Here is a 1,580-nt window from a genome sequence, read left to right on the forward strand (position 1 = left end):
CTGCATTCGGCCAAGACGCTGTCATCCGAAAGCACCCGCCTGCGAGCCGAGCTCGATCGCTTCATGGGCAATATCAGGGCGGCGTAGGGCGAGCTGTCGCGTCACACTCCGCCGTCGTCCCGGACAAGCGCGCCCTTAAGGCGCGCGTAGATCCGGGACCCATACTCCCGGGCGAAGATTGTGGAGCGACGTTGGTCACTCCGAGTCTTCGCCCAACCACATCCTGTGGTTATGGATCCCGGATCTGCGCGCGCTTAAGGCGCGCTTGTCCGGGACGACAGGGAATGCGTAGCTCCCCTGCGTCACCTAACCGCCAGTTGCGGCGCCATAAATTTACCACAGCTTATCCTTTGCCGATTACCGTGCGGACGAGTCAGGAAGCGGGCTGCTTCCGGGCTGCGCCTGGTTTTCCGCGAATGGAATGGGGTGGGGGAATGTCGGTCAAGTCGAAGTCGAACCAATCGAAGCTGCCAACTTTGCGGTTTCGCGCAAAAATCATCCTCGGCTTCGTGGCGGTGCTCGCCATCCTCGCCGTCAGCATGGCCTTCGCCTATTTCGGCTTCGAGCGGATCGCAGGTGCCGTGGCCTCCTATCGCAGTAGCGTGTCGGAAGCCGATCTCGCTCGGACGGTCGACCGCGAGCTGGTCGCCTATCAAGGACTGGCACGAGCCTATACCCTGACGGGGGCGGCGGATGACGAGACCGCAGCCAAGGCCGCCGAAGCGAATCTGAAGAACGCGATCGCCAAGTCGATGTCCGCCACGACAGGCGCCGCCCGCCGCGAGCAGGTCGGCAAGCTCGAGGCCGAGTTCCAGCGCTTCACGAAGGTGTTCGGGGAGATCATTACCCTGACGCGCGAGAACAACAAGATCGCGGCCGATGAACTCAACAGTGTCGGCAACAAGATCCGCTTCAAGTTCGACGATCTCGCCGATACTGCCGCGCTGGCGGGACTGGCATCGGTCCAGACCACGGCCAAGGACATCACCTCGCAATATCTGGCGGTCTCGACCTCGGTCGGCGCCTTCGTCGCCAAGCCGGAGCCCAAGACCGCCGACGGCGTGATCGCCCGTATCAAGTTCCTGGAGACTTTGCTGGTCTCCATCTATGCGAATGACCAGAAGATCACGGATCGCGTCAAGGAGATCGGCGATCTCTTGAAGCAGTACCGCGCCTCCTTCGCAAAGCTGACCGAGAACGTGAAGGTCATCGTCAAGTCGAATGGCGACATGACCAAGACGGCGGCAACCATTCTCAAGCTCTCGAGTGAGCTGCGTTCGGATCTGACTGCCGACCAGCAACGCATCGAGGCGAGCGCCAATGCGACCATCGGCGAGACTGAGCAGTTGATGCTGATGATGGCGCTGGGCGGGCTGGCCGTGGGCGCCGTTCTGGCCCTGTGGCTCGGCAACGGCATCTCGCGTCCGATGATCGCGATGTGCAAGGCGATGCGCGAGCTGGCCTCGGGCAATTTCGACGTGGTGCTGCCGGGCCTGGGGCGCAAGGACGAGATCGGCGAGATGGCCGGCGCGGTCGAGGAGTTCAAGGTTCAGGCGGTGGCCAAGGCCGAGCGCGACGCC

At 62.8% G+C, this 1,580-nt stretch carries 1 protein-coding gene; it reads left to right on the forward strand.

All coding sequences use genetic code 11. From position 1 onward, the window contains the following. Positions 1–434 precede the first annotated feature (434 nt). Positions 435–1,580: HAMP domain-containing protein (locus UNPF46_RS37075; protein ID WP_181770281.1), on the forward strand; the 1,146-nt coding region annotated here is incomplete at its 3' end.

Source organism: Bradyrhizobium sp. UNPF46, from assembly GCF_006658625.1.
GTDB lineage: Bacteria > Pseudomonadota > Alphaproteobacteria > Rhizobiales > Xanthobacteraceae > Bradyrhizobium > Bradyrhizobium nitroreducens.